Here is a 20,754-nt window from a genome sequence, read left to right as displayed (position 1 = left end):
TTAGATTGTTTTATTTATTCTGAAGGCGGTAGAATAACTTTATCTACCACGTGCACAATCCCATTCCCTGCTTTTACACTTCCCAATATTTTAGCCCCGCCTATATACACATCGTCGCCTTTTACCTCGACTGTTGTATTTTGATCATTAGCTTGTCCTAATTTTTTAAACTTTTTCAAAAAATCCTTGGAATAATTTCCTGCGGTAACGTGGTGTTTGAGAATATTGGCCAAAGCGTTCTTATTCTCAGGCTTTAACAAATCTTCAACCGTACCTTCTGGCAAAGCGTCAAAAGCAGCGTTCGTAGGAGCAAAAACCATTAAAGGCCCGGCATTTACCAAAGCATTTTCCAAGTTTGCCGCTTGTACTGCCACAACTAGAGTGGTATGGTCCGGTGAACCAATGGCTATTTGTAAAACATTAGGGGTTGAACCATCATCTTCAATAAAAGCTTGGCCTTTTTTTTCAGTATCTGCTGCCGTTGAAGTCGTAACAGGTGCAGTATCGTTCTCGGTTTTGGATTCATTTTTACAGTTAATGACTAAGAATAGCATTAAAAATGAACCAAACACTAGGTTCAAATTGGTTGTTTTCATAATAATTATTTTAAGGTTCTAAAAAATTCCAATACACTTCGGGCTTGTTCTTCGGTTAATCCTTGATTGGCCATCGGCGCCCCGTTGAACTCTTGTAATAAATCTTTGGCAAGGGGATCGTTTTTAACCATTCCTTCAGGATTTAGAATCATGTTCATCACCCATTCAGGACTTCTTCTTGCTAGAATACCATCAGGAGCTGGGCCGATAAATTTCTTGCCAACTCGATGACAGGCAAGACACATTTGATTATAGACTTCCTCTCCTTTTTTGGCCAGTGCCTCATCAATTTCAGGATCAAGGGTTATAGAGGTAATAGGTCCAACACCTTTGTTGGATAAGTCCACACGAGTCGATGCGGGAGTTGTATCAGTTGCTGATGTTGTTTCCACTGGTTTTTCAGTTGCTTTTGTTCGATCTACGTTGAATTCCTCCTTTTTCTTTTTTTCTTTTCCACCACAGCTCATCAATAGCATGGAAAAAATAATTGTAAGACTTCTAGTAACTATTTTCATTTTTTATTGTTGTTTGCGAATTAACATGTCAAATGTAAATGCCGATTACTGTATTAAATATGACAAATATCATATTCAGGATAAAAAAGTCTTTAAATCTTTAATTGGTGATAAGTGGTGCGATGTTTATTTTTGACAAAAAGTCATTTTATGATTTCTAATTCTTCTAAATATGCTTTGATCGGAGTACTCTATTTAGCCGTTAACTCTACGGAGGAGAAAAAGATTTTGGCAAAAGATTTGAGCAAGAATACTGGAGTTCCACAAGCATATCTGTCCAAATTACTGCAGGAATTGGTACGTCATAAATTAATATCCTCTACCCGGGGACCAAAAGGAGGATTTTATCTTACAGAAGAAAACCGTGAAGTTCGTCTGATTGATATTATTAATGTGATAGATGGTGAACATCGCCTAAACACCTGTATTTTAAGCCCTCATAAATGCAATGAAGAACATCCTTGCCCTTTACATAATTTAATGGGAAATACTAAAAAAGAGTTTTCCAAGAAGCTAGAAGAAACCAAAGTCAAAGATTTAGTGAGCGATATTGAACAAGGAAAAAGTTTTTTGGCTATATAAGATGTTCTAAAGATTCAAGGTTGACATTTATCATTTTTCAACCAACTACTTGCGATTAGCTTTGGAATAAAATACCCTATGCTGAGTCGCTACTTACCCCTGTTCATCATCCTGTCCATTATAGCGGAAATTTTGGGAACGGTCGGTGGTTTTGGCTCTTCGGTCTTTTTTGTTCCTATGGCAAGCTATTTTATGGAGTTCCAAACGGTATTGGGCATTACTGCCTTATTCCATTTATCCAGTAACATTACCAAAATAGGCTTTTTTAGAAAAGGGTTCGATAAATATTTAATGTTCTATCTAGGTATTCCGGCCGTACTATTTGTGTCACTTGGAGCTTTTTTGAGCAAATATGCCGATCCAAAGTACTTGACCTTAATATTAGGGATATTCCTTGTGGTGTTCGGCCTACTTTTTATCATCAACAAAACTTTGAAGGTTAATGCGACCAAAAAAAATGCCTTTATCGGCGGGGCATTGTCCGGACTTTTTGCAGGGTTGTTAGGCACTGGGGGCGCTATAAGAGGTGCTACCATGACGGCATTCAACCTTAAAAAAGAAAAATTTATAGCCACCTCTGCAATCATAGATTTGGGTATTGATTTTAGCCGAAGCGTCATTTACACCTATAACGGTTATGTACACAAAAATGACCTCTATCTGATTCCAATTTTAATCGGCGTGAGTATTCTAGGAACCTATTTGGGCAAAAAGATGTTGGACAGGATTACGCAAGAACAGTTCAAACGTTTTGTCCTGTTCTTATTGGTGGGGATCGGAGTGCTAACAATACTATTTAACATATAATAATTATGGGAGCAACATCTATTGGTCTAATATTATCTGGTGGTGGTTATAGGGGAATAGCCCATGCAGGGGCCATAAAGGCTTTTGAAGAAGCTGATATTTTTCCAAACCACATATCCGGTAGTAGCGCTGGTGCATTGGCAGGTGCTTTGTACGCTGCTAATTATACTCCAGAGGATATGCTTACATTTTTTAAAAAAGTGAAAATTTTTGAACTTGGCAGATACGCAAGAAAAAAACCGGGATGGGTAGATACGGACACGTTCCGTAGTTTTTTGCTTTCCTATTTTCCTAAAAATAGTTTTGAGGAACTTCATAGAAAGTTGTTTATAACCACTACAGATTTACTTTCAGGAAAAATAAAGGTTTTTGATTCTGGGACTATCGTGGATGCTCTTCTAGCTTCAGCATCTTTTCCCGGGGTTTTTTCTCCGGTTGCCATTGGTGATGGTTTTTATGCAGATGGCGGTATTCTGGATAATTTTCCGGTAGGGCCGATTAAGAGTTGTTCCCAATTATACGGTGTTTATGTAAGCCCTGTAACTACAATGAAGATTACCGATTTCAAACATTCCTATGATGTGATCAATAGGGCTTTACACTTGCGAATGAATGCTAAATCCATGGAAAAGTTTTCAGGTTGTGATTTGGTCATTTATCCAAAGGATTTATGTGCATATCCTCTTTTTAATTCCAAATATGCCGATGAACTATTTAAAATTGGATACGTCCAGACCAAAAAGAGACTGGCCCAAAAAAGTCAGTGCGAAAACAATTTTTAATGAAGAAAACCTAAATTAAAAATAACTTATGTTACTGATTACAGGAATATTTATTTTAGTTGTTCTGCCATTGGTCCTTTACTATGGGCACTATCAATTTTATCGCACAGTGGAAAAAGAAGTACATCAAATATTCAATGCTTCTGGAAAAAAAGAATTCCCTATAACTAAAAAAGACCTTCATGGCTTGCCGAAAGCCTTAAGGACCTACTTGCTTAAAATAGGGATATTGGGTGCCTGCAAGGATTGTCATGTAGCTTTTAAGCAAAGCGGGCGTATAAGAACGGGCCAAGGAAAAAAATGGATCAACTTTACCGCAACACAATATATGACCGCAAATTCCCCAAATTTTATTTGGAGTGCCAAGGCATTTCCTTTTTTCATACGGGACAAAAGTAGTAATGGAGAGGGGGAAGTAAAAGTTAGCTTGTTCGGCCTGATGACCATTGCCCGAAGCATTGGAAAAAAGACGGACGAGAGTGCTTTGTCCCGCTGTTTGGGAGAACTGTTAGTTTATCCTGTGGGATTATTGAGTAATAATATTTCTTGGGAAGTCCTGCCCGATGGCTCTTTAAAAGCCGTTACTCATGTGAACAAAACAAAAGTAGAGGGAATTTTTTATTTTAATGACGAAGGATTGCCAAACCGGTTCAGGACAAAACGGTATATGGGGGAAAGCCTGGAAAGCTTTACAGGGATGGCTGAAGAATATAGATGGATGGCGGGAATGCTTATACCGTCAAAAATGAAAGCGATTTGGAACTTGAAAGAGGGGGATTTTGAGTATTTTAACTGTACGATTACGGATTATAAAATAGATTGATTTTTTTATGGAATTCATCGATTATTATAAAGTGCTGGGACTTACTAAAAAGGCTTCGGAGAAAGAGGTAAAATCGGCCTATCGCAAACTAGCGCGCAAATATCATCCGGACCTAAACCCCAATGATAAGGAAGCCGAAAAGAAATTTAAACAGATAAATGAGGCGAACGAGGTACTGAGCGACCCAGAAAAACGTAAAAAATATGACCAGTACGGCAAGGACTGGCAGCATGCGGAAGAGTTTGAGAAAGCCAAAGCGGAAAGACGGTCCGGGGGAGGCTCCAGGCAATACACTTATACCGGGGGGCAGGAGAGCGATTTTTCAGATTTCTTTGAATCAATGTTCGGTGGGGCCGGTTTTGGAAGGCAAGAACGGCAGGTAAAATTCAGAGGTCAGGATTTTAACGCTGAACTACGCTTAAATCTAACCGATGTAGCCGTAACACATAAAAGAACGCTCACGATCAACGGAAAGAATATTCGCATAACCATTCCCGCCGGTATAGAAGATGGCCAGACCATTAAGATAAAAGGCTACGGCGGTGAAGGGGTTAACGGAGGCCCCAAAGGGGATTTGTTCATTACCTTTTCGCTAATGAACAATACCGATTTTAAAAGAGAGGGGGCCAATCTGTACAAAACAGTTGAAGTCCCGTTGACCAAAGCAATTCTGGGTGGTTCCATAACGATAGCTACCTTGGACGGAAAAGTAAAGCTGAATATAAAACCGGAGACGCAAAATGGCACTCAAGTTAGGTTAAAGGGCAAAGGTTTTCCAAAATATAAGAAAGAAGGTGTTTCAGGGGACCTGTTCGTAACCTATCAAATTAAAATACCAACAAAACTTACGGAAGAGCAACGCAGGCTATTTCAGAAATTGGAAGAAACCAATTTAAAATAACACACTTATGGAAAAGACTACTTACATACGAATACAGAAGTGTTGTGACCAGTACAATATTGAGCTATCCTTTATACGACAATTACAGGAGTTTGAAATCGTTCAGATAGAATCAACGGACAATGACCCAATGGTTCCAATTGAGGAGTTGCCAAAAATCGAAAAAATGATACGATTGCACCGTGAATTGGATATCAATCCGCAAGGGTTACATGCAATTCATCATCTTTTGGAAAAAGTAACCGGTCTGCAAGAAGAAGTTGCCATTCTCAAAAGAAAACTTGATCGGTTTAAAGAATAATACATTGCTTTAGCTGCTGATTCTACCAATGGCACAACTTACGAACGATTTGGCCTTTTTACCTAAGCTGTTTTTTTCATCGCTTACGGGGTACCCCATTTCCGAAAGTTCTAACGCTATACGCTCCGTTTCGTTGTGTGAAACCGTATTAAAGCTGACAATACCATCTTCTATCATAACATTAAGGTCCTCTACATAAGGAAGCTTGTTCAATTTCTTACGGATAGTGTTCCCGCAACCTTCACACTTGAGGTTCTGTATTTTTAAAATTGTTTTCATTTTATACCTTTTTTAATCAGTTTTAAGGCCCACTCGTAATGGCTGGACGTTGCGGATATAAGATAAGATGCAAGAGAAGTGGTTCCCGTCCAAGAATATCTTTGTTTCTCAAAAAGCTCCTTTTCCGTATGGTTTGCTATAAGTTGTCGGATTTCTTTAAAAGATGCTTCCAACCGCGTAAAGACTTCTTCAATAGGAATATTCTTGTAGTTACGGTTGATTTCAATATTCAATTCGGGAACGGTACGCCATGTATATCCCGGTGCGGGCATTTCCGGTTTTTTGCCTTCCTTTCCTTGGTTGTACCATGATAATACCAAAATGTGCCAATGATGCAAATGGGCCAGAACATCCCTAATATTCCTATTTAGAAATTGGGACGGAAATTCCGTGTTTCTTTTTTCTTTAGGAAGTCCGTTTATAAAAGCTATGAGCTTTTTATAATTTTCATTGCTCAGTGCCAACAATTCTTTTTTAGTCTTTGGTCTTGGCATAGTGTATTATTGTTGCTATTCATTTAAAGAATAAAAATACATTTCATAATTCCGCTATGATATGACAATTATCATTTCTAGGCGCTTAAGATGACACTATTTTTAATGGAACTCTTATCAAAAGAAATTCCATGAAAACAATCCTATATGCCACGGACTGCTCAACACACGATACGGACACCTTACATTATGCCCATGAATTATGTGGGCATTTAAAATTGAATCTCACCTTATTACATATATATCAAATACCCCCTATCCAGGTTTCTACCATCAGACCACGTAAACATCTAAGCGCACATGCCCATGATGAGCAGCTAACTCTTTTGGAAGAATATGCTTCAAAACATCTAAAAGATAGCAAGCTGAACACAAAAGTTATATTCGAGGTGGTCGAGAACAGCTCTGTTAGCGATGGGATTTTATCCAAAACGCGGGAACTATCCCCGGAACTTTTACTTATAGGCATGAAAGACGAGCACACGGCACGCGGTATATTTTCCGGGAGTATTGCCAAAGCATTGTTTGAAAAGGTCAGATGTCCTCTTTTGACAGTGCCAAATTCACATCGTTTTAAGCGTCTGGAAACCATTGTATATGCGACGGACTTCGAGGAAGATGATATTTATGCGATTCGTAGTCTCGTCAAAATTGCAGAACCTTCCAATGCCAGCTTAAACATTGTACACATAGCTACTGAAGGCGAACGTGACGCAAATGACCAAATGGAATGGTTTAAAGAAATGCTGCGACAAAAAGTAACCTATGACCACATTATTTTCGATATTACATCCGATGACACTGTTTATGATGGTATAAGAAGCTATATCAGTTCAAAAAAAGCTGATTTATTAGTCCTCTTGGAACGCGAAGAAAAAGGATTTTTGAACAAGCTTTTTCATAAAGACCTTACTAAAAAAATAGAATCGAACATTAATATTCCTTTACTTAGTTTTAATCAGGTTTACGTTTAATATAACCTTGATATCGATTACTTGTGATCATAGAACACCGGGATTGCATTTTAATTACTGATTATAGCCGATAACCACGCAATTGATGATAAATATCATTTTCTATGTATTGGACAACTTATATTTTAGCCATGATTATATATAGTGTTCTTTGAAAACTATTAGGCTATCAAAATTTGAACGTATAGTTGGTCTGGTATTCGCTGGAAAATCCTGATTGAAATATTTGCCGACCTTTTCGGAGGCAGTTAAATAAGCTGATTACAAGTGGGGCTATTTAAATCGGGTTATACCACAAAGGACTAGGATGTCCGAACATTTTAGTCCCTCTCAAATTTTGACAAGCCTTGCGTTACAAAAGCACCATATATCAAAAGAGCCAAGCTCATGTACGACTATCCTTTAACGGATCGTGGGGATGATTCTTTAGGTGTACTACAAACTTGGTCTCTTTAGTGGAAACAGGTATCCTAAGTACAGGTGTACCTGTTTCTTTATTATAACGAGTAAACAAAATGGAATGAAGTATTATTTTGAGAAAAAAATAAAGGATATTGGTTTTGAAGAGGCCATTGAAAAAACAATTGCCGCTTTGCATGAACAAGGCTTTGGTATCATCACTGAAATTGATATAAAATCTACGATGAAGAAGAAATTGGATGTAGATTTTCACAACTATAAGATTCTCGGTGCCTGTAGTCCAGAATTTGCCTATAAAGCCCTACAGGCAGAAGACAAAATAGGAACGTTATTGCCCTGCAATGTTATCGTTCAAGAAAAAGAAGCGAACACGGTAGAAGTTGCCGCAATCAATCCAATGGCCTCTATGCAATCCGTCATTAACATGAAAATATTACATGTAGCCGAGGATGTGGGCCATAAACTGGAAAAAGTAATCAATTCTTTATAATATGACAATAAACATACAATACCTGCACATGCCAATAAGTGGTTCCTTGAGCAAAATCATCGCTAAAAAATTAGAAAAACTTGAGAAAAAATTCAATTGGATCCTAAGGGCAGAAGTATTTCTGAAATTGGAAAACACTTCCTTAGAAGAAAACCAAATCTGCGAAATTCAACTCAGTCTTCCCGGACCAAGATTATTCGCTACTGCAAAGTCCTCTAATTTTGAAAAAGCGGTAGTTGCTACGATCAAAGAATTGGAACACCAATTGAACAAAAGAAAGCAGAAGCTAACAAGTCATTGATTTTGAATTAACTATGTGCCTTATTTTGGATAAAAAAGCAATTGTAGTTTCCCGAGCATCATCAGTTCGGATTTATTTTTTCCAGAAAAAGAACTAGCAATGCTCCCCGAGGTTTCCATAATCAGTTTTTTGATTTTATCCGTAAAAATGGCCTTATGTTCCTCATAAAAATTAGCAAATATCATAAACGACTCGGAGCCGGTTTTTTCATTTTCCAAAAGCCAGTCAAAAACAGTTTCAATCTGAAAAGCAGCATCCGTACCGTATTCGTCCTCAATCCCATCCAATGGCAACCACTTTTCGCGAACAATCGTTTTTAGCTTATCAACTTCTTTGGTATGAACGGAACCGTCCGCCGCGGCAACGGCAAAAAACAGATAGCCTATCTTTTGATAAAATACGTTCCTTATGGCATTTGAGTAAGATGCTTTCATTATTTCTAATTTTTATACAGCCAAATTATGTGGAGGATCTGATTCTAACAATGACGAAAATCAGTTAATAGCTTATCTTTAATCATATGAAAGTTTTCGAAAAAAACAGCAATATCTTTAAACTACTTTCAGAAGCGGTTTCTGAGGGCATTATTGTTGTTAATGCGAAACAAATAATCGTAGCAGCCAATGGATCTGCCAATAAAATGTTCGGGTATCAAGATGAGGAAATGGTGGGCTTACCTTTGCACAGTCTTATTCCAAAACAGCACCACACATCACATACAGGGCATTTTGAAAGCTTTTTAGTAGGTAGTCAAAAACGGCAAATGGGCCGTGGCCGTAACCTTAGCGGAGCAAAAAAGAACGGCGGTCAATTTCCGGTAGAAGTTGGCTTAAATCCATTTCAGCTATACGGTAATAGGTATATCATGGCCTTGATGACCGATATTACCGAGCGAAAAAAGGCAGAAGAAGAAGTAAGCCATTGGTTCCAAATCTTTAACGAATCCTTAAACGAAATCTATGTGTTCGATGCTACCACGTTCAAGTTCATCAACGTAAACCACGGTGCCCAACTTAATATTGGGTACAACCTGGAAGAATTACGGGAGATGACCCCTATGGACATCAAACCTGATTTTAAGGAAACTACACTTAGAAAATTAGTAGCTCCGCTTGCCCAAGGAAAGAAACCAAAACTAGATTTTGAAACCATGCACCAGCGAAAAAATGGTTCTTTCTACCCCGTAGAAGTGCACTTACAACTCTCGAACATTGGCAATAGAAAAGTTTTTGTAGCCATAATCCTGGACATTACGGAACGTAAGGCCTATACCGAAAATCTAGAAAAAACCGTAGCCGAACGTACGGAACAATTAGAAGAGGCCCTCGCTGCGGAAAAAGAACTTGGAGAACTGAAAACAAAATTTCTCTCCTTGGTTTCACATGAGTTTAAAACACCATTGAGCAGCATTTTGACCTCCACTACCCTTTTATCCAAATATACCCGAACGGAACAGCAAGAAAATAGGGACAAGCATTTGAATACTATTAAGAATAAGGTAAAGTATTTGGATAATATACTCAATGATTTTCTCTCCGTAGAAAGGTTGGAGTCCGGCAAAATAAATTATAAGCATACTACCTTCCCGTTAAGTAAAGTAATTAATGAAGTGGTCTATGATTCCAATATGCTTTTAAAAGAGGGACAGCAAATATCCTATCCTCAGGATATTGATGAAATCACACTATATTTTGATGAAAAAATACTGGAGTTGGCCCTCTCCAATCTTGTACACAATGCCATTAAATATTCTCCCGAAAACACCAAAATTGATATTCAAGTAAGTAAAAACAAGGAATGTCTTACTTTGAGTATTATTGATGAAGGTATTGGAATTCCGGCGGAGGAACAAAAATTCATATTCGAACGGTATTACAGGGCCGGTAATGCACTGTTGAGCCAGGGTACCGGTATTGGCTTGAACATAGCGAAACGTCATTTGGAAAATTTAGGTGGAGACATCACATTCACCAGTAAAGAAAATATGGGTACGGAATTTAGGATAAAAGTCCCCCTTAACTCATGAAAGGCAAAACAATGAAAAAGGTACTCCTTATAGAAGATGATTTTTCCTTACGGGAAAATACCGCTGAAATATTGGAGCTTTCCGGGTATCGTGTAGTCAAGGCGGCCCATGGGAAAATGGGTGTTGAACGTGCAATTGAATGTATACCGGACATCATTGTATGTGATATCATGATGCCGGAATTAGATGGTTACGGTGTGCTACAAGAACTGTCCATGACGGAGAATACAAGGCATATTCCTTTCATTTTTCTATCGGCCAAAACAGAACGTTCGGAAATCAGAAAAGGAATGGATTTGGGGGCAGATGATTATCTGACCAAACCTTTTGAAGAACAAGAACTGCTAAGCGCATTGGAAAGTAGATTGGCCAAGGCCCAGCTACTTTCCAAATCAAATTCTGGCCAACCTGTACATTTTGAAACTTCGGAAAAACAAATGCGCACGCTCCATGAGCTGAAGAATTTTTTTGATGACAACGGTAAAATTGAATATTTTGAAAAAGACGAGCAGATTTTTCACGAAGGCGTACGCTCAAATTCCATTTATTTATTGCTCAAGGGAGTGGTCAAATGTTACAAAATGGACGAAGATGGCAAAGAACTGATTACGGGACTTTATCGTGCCGATGACTTTTTGGGCTTTACTTCTTTCATGGAAAATATTCCTCATCAAGAAACAGCTACCGCGGTCGAAGCTACTGAAGTAGCGGGGATATCCAAATCAGAGCTGAAAAACATTCTAAACGAGAATCAAAATATTTCTTTGGAATTGATGGAGCTATTGACCAAGAACATAACGGATATTAAAGAGCAACTCTTGCAGATGGCATACAGCTCAGTTAGAAAAAAGACGGCGCAGACCCTTCTCCAGTTCTCGGAAATATTGAACAAAAAAAGGGAAGAGCCCATTCGTATTTCCAGAAGTGATCTGGCCAGTGTAGCCGGTATAGCTACGGAAAGCTTTATTAGAACGCTCTCCAGTTTTAAAAAAGAGGGGTTGATAGCAATTGAAGGTAGAAACATCAGAATTTTAAAATTAGACGCCCTACAACACGTTAATTAACCTATCATAACCCCTGCAAACCAACTCTCTGAATGATAAATATCATATTTTAAACCTATCCGGGCTTTTACATTTGTACCGATAGTGTTTTATTATGACGAAGAATATACTAATCCCGACCGACTTTTCGAAGAACGCTTGGAACGCTCTAAAATACGCCCAACAACTCTTCAAACAAACCAAATGCAATTTTTACCTCCTACATGTAAGCGATTTCATAAATTATCCGGTAAGCCCGGTATTTATTGAGGGCGATGAAGAGGTAGAAACAGAAAAGCTTATTATTCCCTCCAAAAAACAATTAAATGAACTTTTACAGAAAATAGAATCAAAGTTTTCAAATACAAAGCACCACTATTTTGGTATTCATCAGCATGGCTTTTTTCTGGAAACCATTAAAAAGAATATAACGGAGAAGAAAATAGAACTCATTGTCATGGGTACAAAAGGTGCTACGGGCCTCCGAAAAAGAATCATAGGGAGCAATACGGGCGATGTATTGACCAAGGTGAAATGTAACACGTTGATCATTCCCAAGGGCGTACGATTTTCAGATGCCAAAGAGGTGGCGTTCCCAACAGATTACAATATTTTTTATTCCCATAAAATCTTGGTGGCCATGAGCGAAATATTAAATCTTGGAGGTGGTAATATTCGCGTGATGAACGTTTCTAAAAAGGACAAACATTTGACCGAGGTGCAAGAAAAGAATCAAGAATATCTTTTTGATTACCTCAGCGAAACCTTCCCAAAGAATAACAGCTTTCATACCATCACAAATAAAAGCGTTAACGCCGCTATACAATGTTTTGTGGAGAGCAGGGATATTGATCTTATTATCATGGTCGCCAAAAATTTAAACTTTTTACAACAAATCCTTTTTGACTCGCTCGTAGAGAAAGTTAGCTTTCACACCACGGTCCCGTTTTTTGTCATTCATGAGTAAAAAGAGAGGGGAATTACAGTGTTGCAACTGACCAATATCATAGTTTACCATATGTATCGATTCTATTTTTGAACAAAATAGAACCCATGCGAACGATATTAATACCTACTGACTTCTCGGACAATGCCATGCATGCCATACGCTATGCAATAAACCTCTTTAAATGTGAACGGGCCCAATTTTATTTTCTCCATGCCTACGCGGACGAAGTTTACGGCCCTTTTAAGTCGAATACGAAAATTGACATTGATGCAGAAAAGAAAAGGATAAAAAAAGAGACCAAAATAAAGTTGGACAAGTTGTTAGAACAGATAACCGGTGTACCTCCAAATCCAAAACATACTTATGAATGTGTAGACTCCTTTGATTCTTTGGTGGATTCCGTAAACGATTTTGTGAACGAAATCAATATTGATCTGGTCATTATGGGTACCAAAGGAAAAACCAATGATAAAAAAATAACTTTTGGTAGCCATACCGTGCAAGTATTCAAGTATGTACAATGCCCCGTGTTGGCAATTCCGCATGAGGCCGGGTTTCATCAGCCTAAAAAAATACTGTTCCCAACAGATTATATGCTTCCGTACAAACGTCGGGAACTAAAATTATTGAATGGTATATGCGGTGAATATAAATCTGAAATTTACTGCTTGTACATTTCGGATTTTGAGGATTTAAGGCATAGGCAATTGGACAATCAACGTTTTTTAAAGGATCATTTGCCAAACGCTTATCTCACTTTTGACCGCGTGACCACAAAAAACAAGAAAGAGGCCATAGAAGAATATATAAGGTTGAAAAATATTGATTTTCTGGTAATGGTCAACTCCAGACACTCCTTTTTGGAAGATTTGTTATACCGTTCCACCATTGATGAAATTGGATTGACCACTGAAATTCCATTTCTAGTGATGCAAAACTTACCTAGATAATAAAAAATTGTCAATACTTAGAAATACATAACGACACACTGATGAAACAAATACTGATACCCACTGACTTCTCGGACTATGCACTAAATGCTATTTTTACGGCATTAAAATTAGAGCAAAACAGGTCATGCCATTTTATACTGTTACATGCCTACGAGCCTGACAACCGTAACATTTCCAATCGCCAAAATACGGTTAGAACGGGAATGGTATATGATGCCATGCGTAAGGACGTAACAAATAAATTGGAAGAAACCTTACAAATGATCGCTAAGGTTTGTGACAATTCCCCACATAAATTCTCTACCCTTGCCAAACGCGGGGATTTGGCCTCTACAGTGAGCGAGTTAGTTCCAAAATACGATTTGGATTTGATTGTTATGGGAACCAAAGGTGCTACCGGAAACAGGCAGGTGTTTTTAGGAAGTAATACCGTAAAAGTGCTTAAAAAGATTTGGAGTTGTCCTATTTTAATTGTTCCACGAAAATTCAATTTTCAAGCGTTACGAAAAATCGTGTTCCCAACGGAATATGTTAATTTTTATTCAAAAGGACAGTTAAATCCTTTGGTTTCCCTTGCAGAAGCTTGGCGGTCACAAGTACTAATTTTTCATGTAGCCCAAGAATTCAAGCTTTCGGAAAAACAATTATCGAACAAAAAAATCATAAAACAGCGATTAGGGTCTATTAGACATTCGTTTTACAAGGTACCTATCCATACTACTGTGGCCAATGCGATAACCAAATTCACAGAGGAAAAATTAGCGGATATGATATGCATGGTGCACTACCAACACACTTTTTTGGAAAGATTGATAGAAGAACCTGTTGTAAAAAAAATAGGATTTCATACAGAGGTTCCACTTTTCCTATTACCAGAATAAAAAAATACGACTATGTTAAAAATATTAGTACCTACGGATTTTTCGGAAAATGCTTATAATGCTTTGCGATATGCTATCTACCTATTTGAAAAAGAAGAATGTACGTTCTATATTATAAACGCTTTTCAAACTGGAGCTTCCAACCTGGAAAGCAAACGGAACAAGGTTCGCGAGACGAGATTGTTCAAAATTACCAGAGCAGCATCGGAAAAAGGTTTGGCAGAAGTGCTTACGGCCTTGAGGAAGGAAAACGATAATCCGAAACATATTTTTAAGACCATCTCCGTTGCAGATTCTTTGCTGAACGCAATAGGTAAGTCAGTTCTGGATTATAATATCTATTATATTTTTATGGGAACACAGGGCGCAAGTGGGCTCAAAAGTGTATTCATGGGCAGTAATACGGTTAGGGTCATTCGAAAAATAGATTTCTGCCCTATTGTTGCCGTGCCCGCAGATTACAATATAAATGTTCCGAATGAAATTCTTTTTGCCACTGGCTTTGAACATGTCTATGATAAATATGAACTGCATCCCATGCTGGTGCTATCAAAACTTTGGGACTCCAAAATTCTGGTGCTACATCTCTTGGATACGGATAATCAAAAAAATCCTAAAGAAACAGCCAAGAAGGTAATCGCAAAAAGATTACGTCAAGTACCGTTTGAAATCATGGAAATTGAAAAAAGGGATAAGGTCTCTAAGGAAATTGAAAGGATAATCGTGCAAAATGAAAATATTGGAATGGTAGCCATCATTGATTACTGGCACAGCTTCATTGAAAAGTTAACGCATGAACCAGTTGTAAAAAACATGGCCTTTAAAACAAAAGTTCCTTTATTGGTAATGCATCTACCGGAATAGTGAAATACCAAAACTTTACTATAATGCACTCTTTATTTTAGCCTGGTCTTTTTTTGTAGATTGAAATTTCATATGCTGTATGGGAAAACCGATACAGCTCAATTCTTTTTTAGCCTTTTCCAAAGCTAACTTACTGGAATACAAAAAAGTAATTGTGCCGTTCTTTGCATTGACATCTAAAACAACAATATCCAAAATACGGTTCAGGTTCCTGACAATCCTGTCCTTGCCCTCTATAGAAGTAAAATTTTTTAAGGTCGCCAAGGTTTTCATTGTCGTTGCTTTTTTTAAAAATAATAGTTCTATTTCCCCCATGAAATGATATTGGTCAGTTCTACAACTAAAAAACTTCCCCAATTTTGTTTTGACCATAAAGGAAATCCGTATGGGTGTTAATTTGAACAAAATTGTACTTGCCATAGATATTGGCGGAACATTTACAAAGTTGGGACTTGTTGACCCCAAAGGTCAAATCATAGCTAGCCGTATATTCAAGACCGGTGCCAATGAACCCTTCGAAATATTCAAAGAACTATTTCATACAGAGATATTTCGCCTTATTTCAAATATCAATAGCGAAAATATCGTAAGTGCTATTGGTATAGGAGCGCCAAATGCAAATTATAAAACAGGGACAATGGAAAATCCCCCAAATTTTAACTGGGGACAAACCATTCCCCTTAAAAAAGTAGTTCAAGAGATGTTGAACTACCCCGTTTATATGACCAATGATGCCAACGCGGCCGCTTTGGGAGCGTTACGATTTGGTGTGGGCAAAGGAATGCAAAATATTGTGGTACTTACTTTGGGTACTGGTCTAGGTAGTGGCATTATCAACGAGGGAAAATTAATTTATGGTCAATATGGTATGGCAGGTGAATTGGGGCATGTAAATGTATTTCCCGAGGGTAGGCAATGTAACTGTGGACTCAAAGGCTGCCTGGAGACCTATGTGTCCGTTACCGGAATGAAACGTACTGTTTTTGAATTACTGTCCAATAGCAATTCGGCATCCATTTTACGTTCATATAGCTTTAAAGACCTCACTGGAAAAGACATATCGGAAGCAGCTCATCAAAAAGACGGAATAGCCCTGGAGGCTTTCAAAAGAACGGCTAAAATTCTGGGAGGCAAAATGGCGGATACGGTGGCACATTTAGAACCTGAAGCTTTTATCTTAACGGGCGGTTTAAGCCAAGCTGGCGATCTTTTTCTGAAACCCCTGAAAAATTACATGGAAAGTGCACTTTTCAATGCATACAAGGGGAAAGTAAAAGTTTTACTATCAAAATCAACCCGCACTGAAGCAGTTTTGGGACCGGCTGCATTGGCCTGGGAAAACATCTTAACTAAGGATAACCCTTGAATACCCAAGTTTTATTGTTCGAGCAGTTCTGTTTGTCAATACATGATTTTCGAAAGCATGTTGTATTTGTTTACCGTAAATTCAATCTGTATCTACATCGATTTTACAATATATACAAGCTTTAATACTCCCTAAAACTGACCAATATCATGGTTTGTCATTCCCCTTAAAAGTAGTTTTGGGTATTCACTTAAAATAAAAGCCATGTTACGTATACTACTTCCAACTGACTTTTCCGAACATTCGTTTGAGGCCATTACATATGCTTTGCTCACTTTTAAGGACTTTGATTGTACGTTTTACTTATTGCATACCTATATGCCCCCGATCTACCACTCCGAATACTTGATAGGTAGTCCAGGTCAAATTGGTCTAGGCGATGTGAATCGGGAAAATGCAGTCAAAGACTTAGAAAAACTGCAAACCCGTTTGGAGACGCAGTACAAAAACAGCAAACATACTTTTACGGCTTTTGCCTGCTTAAATACACTGGTAGGCGAGGTTACAGAAAAAGTAGAAAAAGAAAATATAGATGTTATTGTCATGGGTACCAAAGGAGCTACGGGCGCTCAAGAAATTTTATTTGGAACCAATACGGTACATGTCATTAAAAAGGCAAAATGTCCTGTCATTGCAATACCTCCCAATTTTAAGTATGAAGTACCCAAAGAGATTCTTTTCCCTACGGATTATGAGGTAGCATTTAAAAAGGAACCTTTGGAACTACTACTGAAAATTGCAAAAAAACATATTTCCAGCATCGAGGTCTTACATGTTTCCTATGGATACGACCTATCTGAAAAACAGCTGGAAAATAAGGCAAAGTTGGATGAAGTCTTAAAGGATACGGCCCATTTGTTCCATAATTTGCCCAATCAAGAAGTGATACAGGCCATTAATAATTTTCAATTAAAACACAAAATGAACTTACTGGTCATGGTACAGAACAAGCACACATTTGTTGAACGTTTGTTCATTGAACCTATCATCAAAAAAATAGGTTTTCATATTAAAATCCCATTCATGGTAATTCCACACTTTAAATAATGATCATAATGAATGTTTTAGTCCCGACCGATTTTTCATACGATGCGTACAACGCACTATTTTATGCAACGCAACTGTACCAAGATCAAAAATGTACATTTCATATTTTGCATGCTTACGACCGGCAATCACATTTTAAGGAGGAATACAGGACCAGCGCAACAACAAAGGGGCTTCAAGAATTTCTAAGTAATCGGACCGCAGAGTGTCTTAGGGAAACTTACCATAAGATTATGGCGGATACGGACAAGAATCCACTTCATGAATTTGTAACAGTTCCCAAAAATGATACGTTAGAGAATGCTGTAAAAGAGTATTTAGGCAAAAAGACGATAGACCTTATTGTAATGGGCACAAAAGGAAGAACGGGAGCAATGGATATTTTCTTTGGCGGCAATACCATTCAAATGGTCAAAAATAATCCTAGATGCCCGTTATTATGCATTCCCAAGCAAATGAATTACAGTGCAATTTCACAGATGGGCTACATTACCAGCTTTAAACACACTTTGCACAATGAAACCTTGAAAATAGTAAAATCTATTGCGAAACGCCATGATTCCGCACTGCATATTCTTCACGTTTCCAAGGATGATGGTATTAATACGTCCCAAGAAAAAAACAAATTAGCCCTGGAAAAATTTTTTGAGGATATCTGCTTAAAGTTTCATACTGTTCCATTCAAAAAATCAAAAGCAAAAACGGTTGCCAAATTCGCCAAGGATATTGGTATAAATCTTCTTGTCATGTACTATTATCCACATTATTTCCTAGATCTCCTCTTTAGGGAACCCGTTGTACTCGACCTTAGTTTCTATACGGAGATACCTTTATTGATACTACCTGCCCAAGAATGACAATTATCATTTCATAACATGACGAGGGATAATACTTTTAGGACATCACCTAAAATAAAATCATGAACAAAAGAGTATTATTACCTACGGATTATTCAAAAAACGCACTCAATGCCATTAGATATGCGCTAAGCCTTTACAAAAATGTAACCTGCGATTTTTATTTTCTGAATGCCTTCCAAGCCTCGGGCTATTCCTTGGACAGTTTAATGGTAGCGGAACCGGGAGAAAAGTTCTACGAAACCGCAAAAAGAGAATCTCAAAAAGGAATGGAACGCTTAATGGAAGTATTGCGTTTACACCCCGAAAACGAAAAACACACCTTTCATACCGTTTGTACTTTCAACTCACTCCTGGTTGCCGTAGAGGAAGTTTTGAAGGCGAAGGATATTGATATCATCATAATGGGAACTAAAGGCATAACGGATTCCTCTAATGCCATTCTGGGAACGAATACCGTTGGTATCATGGAAAAGGTTACCCAGTCTCCCGTTATTGCGGTACCTGCCGGTTTTAGTTTTTCCGCTCCAAAGGAAATCGTATTCCCAACGGATTACAAAACCGTGTTCCGAAGAAAGGAATTAAACTATATGTTTGAAATTGCCCGATTACACGGCTCCAATATTAGGGTACTCCACATTGAGCAGACCGAACTAAGCACGGGACAGGAAAATAACAAGGCATTGCTTGAAGAAATGATGGAAGGAATAGCGCATAGTTTTCACACGCTTACAAAAGTAAAAGTGGCGCAGGGAATAGAAACGTTCATTCAAAGCCGTGGTAGTGATATGATCGCTTTTCTCAATAGAAAACACCGTTTTTTCAGCAGTATCCTGTCCAATCCGCTGTTAAAAGAAATTGGTTATGATAGTGAAATTCCAATTTTAGTGTTAAAAGACAACTCCTAAACAGTCATTTTTACGTTCAAAAATTACAAGATGAAGAAAAAAATAGGCATATGGCTCGATAAGGAAAAAGCCCATATTATAACTTTGAAAGAAGACAAGGAATATTTTGAAACTGTTCCGTCAAATCTGGAATTTTTTAATCCTAAGGGAGGCTCGGGCACAAAATTTAAAGGAGGTCCCCAAGATGTAGTTCAGGATAGTAAATATTTGGAGCGCGAAAAACTTCAGCTTAAAAAGTTTTTTTACACCATTGCCGAAAAGGTAATGGATGCAGAGGCATTGGTACTCTTCGGACCAGCTCAAACAAATGAAAAATTAAGAAAAGAATTGGAACGATCATATCCACAATTAGCGGCCAAAATAAAAAAAGTGGTGAAAGCGGATAGTATGACCAATAATCAAGTCAAAGCGATGGTCCGTGATGCTTTCAAAAACAAAAATTGAATGCAGGAGCTCTTTGATTTTTTCAACAGACCTATAATCTTCAAAATTTTTTCTGTCCTAATTTGGTTGGTAATTATTCTATTGATCATAGGTTTTTTAAGAAAGCTTTTAAAACAACGCATAGACAATGCTACTATACGTTATAAAGCCCAGAAAGGCATAGAAATTATAGGATATATTTTAATTATCCTATTGATTGTAGTCTCATTTACCTTAGATGATATAAAAGACTATACCATAATTATAGGCCTCTTTACTGCCGGACTTACATTTACCTTGCAAGAATTGATATTAAGTGTTGCCGGATCGTTCTATATCTTTTTTGTTAGGGTCTACAAGCCAGGCGACCGTATCGAAATTAATGGTATAAAGGGAGATGTTATCGATATTGACAGTATTTACACGACCATTATGGAGATGGGCGAATGGGTAAGCAGCGACAATTATTCGGGCAGAATAGTCAAAATAAGCAATGCTTTTGTTTTTAAAGGCCCCATTAAAAACTATTCCATGGACTTCCCTTTTGTTTGGGACGAACTCAACATATTCATTACTTATGATTCTAACGTAGAGCTGGCAAAAGATATAGTCCTAAAGACCGCCAATGAACAACTATCCGAATACGCCAAGAACTCACTTGCAAAATGGGAAGAAATGGTACAACGCTATTATGTTGAAAATGCTACCATAGAACCCACGATAGCAGTTGAACTAACGGACAATTGGATAGGGTTAAACTTAAGATATATTACGGATTACAAAAAGAGACGTGCCACTAAACATCAACTTTATGAAAGTATTGAATTGGCCGTGGCGCAGACCATGAATGCCGTAAAATTAGCTTCTACCACCCTACAATTGTTAAAAATTCCTGAAGTTGAAGTAAGACTTAAAAAGCAATCTCCATAAAAAAGGATACAACCGTAATTCTAAAGCCCACTGGAGAGCCAGTAAAAGTTATCCATCGAAAAATTACATTTTTTTGAATCATGATCGGGTAAATGATGATTCCATCAATAAGATTAAAAATTCTTGCCCATGATTTTTATCGGTCATAAACCTGATAAATATCATTTTAATTTTTCCGCTTAGGAGCTATATTTCGTTTGGTCTATTATCTATTCAAAAATAGACACGTAACCCTAATCCAA

27 protein-coding genes are annotated in these 20,754 nt (G+C 37.7%); 21 read left to right on the top strand and 6 right to left on the bottom strand.

Features of this window, described 5'->3' with window-relative positions:
• Positions 1-14: 14 nt before the first annotated feature.
• Complete coding sequence (locus tag ACKWBX_RS08790; RefSeq protein WP_413968301.1) at positions 15-596, bottom strand: fasciclin domain-containing protein; 582 nt, start codon at positions 594-596, stop codon at positions 15-17.
• A gap of 5 nt (positions 597-601) precedes the next feature.
• A complete protein-coding gene (locus ACKWBX_RS08785; RefSeq protein ID WP_413968300.1) occupies positions 602-1,111 on the bottom strand; it encodes a c-type cytochrome in 510 nt (169 codons plus the stop codon).
• A 150-nt stretch (positions 1,112-1,261) separates the two neighbouring features.
• Here ACKWBX_RS08785 and ACKWBX_RS08780 point away from each other — a divergent pair, with 150 nt between their 5' ends.
• The 6 genes from ACKWBX_RS08780 to ACKWBX_RS08755 all read left to right on the top strand — a co-directional run bounded on the left by ACKWBX_RS08780 (position 1,262) and on the right by ACKWBX_RS08755 (position 5,307).
• Complete coding sequence (locus tag ACKWBX_RS08780) at positions 1,262-1,693, top strand: RrF2 family transcriptional regulator (RefSeq protein ID WP_413968299.1); 432 nt, start codon at positions 1,262-1,264, stop codon at positions 1,691-1,693.
• A gap of 78 nt (positions 1,694-1,771) precedes the next feature.
• Complete coding sequence (locus tag ACKWBX_RS08775) at positions 1,772-2,500, top strand: sulfite exporter TauE/SafE family protein (protein WP_413968298.1); 729 nt, start codon at positions 1,772-1,774, stop codon at positions 2,498-2,500.
• Positions 2,501-2,505: 5 nt separating this feature from the next.
• Positions 2,506-3,282, top strand: coding sequence for a patatin-like phospholipase family protein (locus tag ACKWBX_RS08770; protein WP_413968297.1), 777 nt, complete (start codon positions 2,506-2,508; stop codon positions 3,280-3,282).
• A gap of 28 nt (positions 3,283-3,310) precedes the next feature.
• The gene (locus ACKWBX_RS08765; RefSeq protein WP_413968296.1) at positions 3,311-4,105 is read left to right on the top strand and encodes a DUF6544 family protein; all 795 of its coding nucleotides are present in this window, start codon (positions 3,311-3,313) and stop codon (positions 4,103-4,105) included.
• A 7-nt stretch (positions 4,106-4,112) separates the two neighbouring features.
• Positions 4,113-5,006: a DnaJ C-terminal domain-containing protein gene (locus ACKWBX_RS08760; RefSeq protein WP_413968295.1), complete on the top strand. Its 894-nt coding sequence runs from the start codon at positions 4,113-4,115 to the stop codon at positions 5,004-5,006.
• Between the two features lie 7 nt (positions 5,007-5,013).
• Entirely contained in the window at positions 5,014-5,307 is a 294-nt protein-coding gene (locus ACKWBX_RS08755; RefSeq protein WP_413968294.1) for a chaperone modulator CbpM, read from the top strand.
• 9 nt (positions 5,308-5,316) lie between these two features.
• Here ACKWBX_RS08755 and ACKWBX_RS08750 read toward each other — a convergent pair whose 3' ends face one another.
• Entirely contained in the window at positions 5,317-5,586 is a 270-nt protein-coding gene (locus tag ACKWBX_RS08750) for a heavy-metal-associated domain-containing protein (protein WP_413968293.1), read from the bottom strand.
• Positions 5,583-6,080, bottom strand: a complete 498-nt coding sequence (locus ACKWBX_RS08745) for a ClbS/DfsB family four-helix bundle protein (protein WP_413968292.1) — start codon at positions 6,078-6,080, stop codon at positions 5,583-5,585. The genes ACKWBX_RS08750 and ACKWBX_RS08745 overlap by 4 nt, the downstream gene beginning before the upstream one ends.
• 131 nt (positions 6,081-6,211) lie before the next feature.
• On the opposite strand from ACKWBX_RS08745, the gene ACKWBX_RS08740 reads away from it, so the two are divergent.
• The 3 genes from ACKWBX_RS08740 to hpf all read left to right on the top strand — a co-directional run bounded on the left by ACKWBX_RS08740 (position 6,212) and on the right by hpf (position 8,265).
• A complete protein-coding gene (locus tag ACKWBX_RS08740; protein ID WP_413968291.1) occupies positions 6,212-7,054 on the top strand; it encodes a universal stress protein in 843 nt (280 codons plus the stop codon).
• 520 nt (positions 7,055-7,574) lie between these two features.
• The gene (locus ACKWBX_RS08735) at positions 7,575-7,964 is read left to right on the top strand and encodes a DUF302 domain-containing protein (protein WP_413968290.1); all 390 of its coding nucleotides are present in this window, start codon (positions 7,575-7,577) and stop codon (positions 7,962-7,964) included.
• Between the two features lies 1 nt (position 7,965).
• On the top strand, positions 7,966-8,265 hold the full coding sequence (hpf, locus tag ACKWBX_RS08730) for a ribosome hibernation-promoting factor, HPF/YfiA family (protein ID WP_413968289.1): 300 nt from the start codon (positions 7,966-7,968) through the stop codon (positions 8,263-8,265).
• Between the two features lie 20 nt (positions 8,266-8,285).
• On the opposite strand, the gene ACKWBX_RS08725 is transcribed toward hpf, so the two are convergent.
• Positions 8,286-8,699: a hypothetical protein gene (locus tag ACKWBX_RS08725; protein ID WP_413968288.1), complete on the bottom strand. Its 414-nt coding sequence runs from the start codon at positions 8,697-8,699 to the stop codon at positions 8,286-8,288.
• Positions 8,700-8,785: 86 nt separating this feature from the next.
• On the opposite strand from ACKWBX_RS08725, the gene ACKWBX_RS08720 reads away from it, so the two are divergent.
• From ACKWBX_RS08720 to ACKWBX_RS08695, 6 genes are all read left to right on the top strand, one after another.
• A complete protein-coding gene (locus ACKWBX_RS08720) occupies positions 8,786-10,291 on the top strand; it encodes a sensor histidine kinase (RefSeq protein ID WP_413968287.1) in 1,506 nt (501 codons plus the stop codon).
• An 11-nt stretch (positions 10,292-10,302) separates the two neighbouring features.
• Entirely contained in the window at positions 10,303-11,355 is a 1,053-nt protein-coding gene (locus ACKWBX_RS08715; protein ID WP_413968286.1) for a response regulator, read from the top strand.
• A gap of 94 nt (positions 11,356-11,449) precedes the next feature.
• The gene (locus tag ACKWBX_RS08710) at positions 11,450-12,301 is read left to right on the top strand and encodes a universal stress protein (RefSeq protein WP_413968285.1); all 852 of its coding nucleotides are present in this window, start codon (positions 11,450-11,452) and stop codon (positions 12,299-12,301) included.
• Between the two features lie 86 nt (positions 12,302-12,387).
• Positions 12,388-13,233 carry a universal stress protein gene (locus ACKWBX_RS08705; RefSeq protein ID WP_413968284.1) on the top strand — a complete coding sequence of 282 codons (846 nt, stop codon included), beginning with the start codon at positions 12,388-12,390 and terminating at the stop codon, positions 13,231-13,233.
• Between the two features lie 41 nt (positions 13,234-13,274).
• Positions 13,275-14,117 carry a universal stress protein gene (locus ACKWBX_RS08700; RefSeq protein ID WP_413968283.1) on the top strand — a complete coding sequence of 281 codons (843 nt, stop codon included), beginning with the start codon at positions 13,275-13,277 and terminating at the stop codon, positions 14,115-14,117.
• Between the two features lie 12 nt (positions 14,118-14,129).
• The gene (locus ACKWBX_RS08695) at positions 14,130-14,981 is read left to right on the top strand and encodes a universal stress protein (RefSeq protein ID WP_413968282.1); all 852 of its coding nucleotides are present in this window, start codon (positions 14,130-14,132) and stop codon (positions 14,979-14,981) included.
• 18 nt (positions 14,982-14,999) lie between these two features.
• Here ACKWBX_RS08695 and ACKWBX_RS08690 read toward each other — a convergent pair whose 3' ends face one another.
• Positions 15,000-15,254: a hypothetical protein gene (locus ACKWBX_RS08690; RefSeq protein ID WP_413968281.1), complete on the bottom strand. Its 255-nt coding sequence runs from the start codon at positions 15,252-15,254 to the stop codon at positions 15,000-15,002.
• A 112-nt stretch (positions 15,255-15,366) separates the two neighbouring features.
• Between ACKWBX_RS08690 and ACKWBX_RS08685 the strand changes: the two genes are divergently transcribed.
• The 6 genes from ACKWBX_RS08685 (at position 15,367) to ACKWBX_RS08660 (ending at position 20,512) form a co-directional block, all read left to right on the top strand.
• Positions 15,367-16,347 (top strand): ROK family protein, encoded by a 981-nt coding sequence (locus ACKWBX_RS08685; protein ID WP_413968280.1) that lies wholly within the window; start codon positions 15,367-15,369, stop codon positions 16,345-16,347.
• A 204-nt stretch (positions 16,348-16,551) separates the two neighbouring features.
• Positions 16,552-17,394: a universal stress protein gene (locus ACKWBX_RS08680; RefSeq protein ID WP_413968279.1), complete on the top strand. Its 843-nt coding sequence runs from the start codon at positions 16,552-16,554 to the stop codon at positions 17,392-17,394.
• Between the two features lie 8 nt (positions 17,395-17,402).
• Complete coding sequence (locus tag ACKWBX_RS08675) at positions 17,403-18,251, top strand: universal stress protein (RefSeq protein WP_413968278.1); 849 nt, start codon at positions 17,403-17,405, stop codon at positions 18,249-18,251.
• Positions 18,252-18,313: 62 nt separating this feature from the next.
• Entirely contained in the window at positions 18,314-19,159 is an 846-nt protein-coding gene (locus tag ACKWBX_RS08670; protein ID WP_413968277.1) for a universal stress protein, read from the top strand.
• Between the two features lie 30 nt (positions 19,160-19,189).
• Positions 19,190-19,603 carry a hypothetical protein gene (locus tag ACKWBX_RS08665; protein ID WP_413968276.1) on the top strand — a complete coding sequence of 138 codons (414 nt, stop codon included), beginning with the start codon at positions 19,190-19,192 and terminating at the stop codon, positions 19,601-19,603.
• Positions 19,604-20,512, top strand: a complete 909-nt coding sequence (locus tag ACKWBX_RS08660; protein ID WP_413968275.1) for a mechanosensitive ion channel family protein — start codon at positions 19,604-19,606, stop codon at positions 20,510-20,512.
• The last annotated feature ends 242 nt before the right edge of the window (positions 20,513-20,754 follow it).

Origin of the sequence: Maribacter algae (assembly GCF_047345745.1) — a bacterium.
In the GTDB taxonomy this organism is placed as follows: domain Bacteria; phylum Bacteroidota; class Bacteroidia; order Flavobacteriales; family Flavobacteriaceae; genus Maribacter.
The sequence above is the reverse complement of the archived record's forward strand: the minus strand, read 5'-3'. Positions and strand labels throughout refer to the sequence as shown.